The sequence below is a fragment of the Lactobacillus sp. C449L genome (assembly GCF_059900815.1).
Genome location: NZ_JBWXGA010000036.1, coordinates 1 through 666, shown reverse-complemented (window position 1 = coordinate 666; position 666 = coordinate 1). Strand labels below are relative to the sequence as shown.

1 protein-coding gene is annotated in these 666 nt (G+C 55.6%); it reads right to left on the bottom strand.

Features of this window, described 5'->3' with window-relative positions:
- Window positions 1–3: 3 nt before the first annotated feature.
- A partial coding sequence (locus tag AC2JF9_RS08120) for a hypothetical protein (RefSeq protein ID WP_500726786.1) occupies window positions 4–666 on the bottom strand: 663 nt, incomplete at its 5' end.

The following is a 666-nucleotide window of genomic DNA, read 5'->3' as shown; positions in this document are numbered from 1 at the left end:
ACTCTATATCCCGCCGGCGTGAGCCGAGTTTCCCTCGTACATGTTCCCCACGGTATCAATAAAATCAGGGATCGGGGGCGTCTTACCCGAACCAAGCCCGTCGACGATATCGGCAAGGGGCTTGCTCCACATCTCGTCAAAAACGCTCTTCTGGAACGCCAGTAGCACGTCGGGCGGGATTGGAACCTTCGGCGAAGGGTGAATGAGACCGAGAACAAACGACACCTTGCACCAAGCAAGCTGGGTATATTCGTAGACCGACTTGCCCGCCTTACGGTGGACGAAGTTGGAAACCTCGTTTGCCATCCGCATGTGCGACTCGAGAAGTGCGTAGCCGTGGCTCAGCCGATCCATAAGGGCGGCTGTAGCCCTCCGGGTCTCAATATCCTTTTGTTTGAAGAGCTCAATGAACGCGCTTTCGCTTAGGGGGCATATGAGCAAGCCTCGATCCGCGCCCGCTGTCAGCGCCGCAAGCAGGCGATTGCTCGGGGATCTATTGTCCTTAGTCTGAGCTTGCCGCAGCCATACCCAGAAGTTTGTATCGAGGTATATCTTGGTTGAAGCGTTTACGATGGTTCCGGCTTCCAAGATCCTACTGCGGACGTGCTGTTCCAAGGAGATGTGGCTTTCGCCCAGTAACTGATTCAGTATCGCGCGACGGTCGAT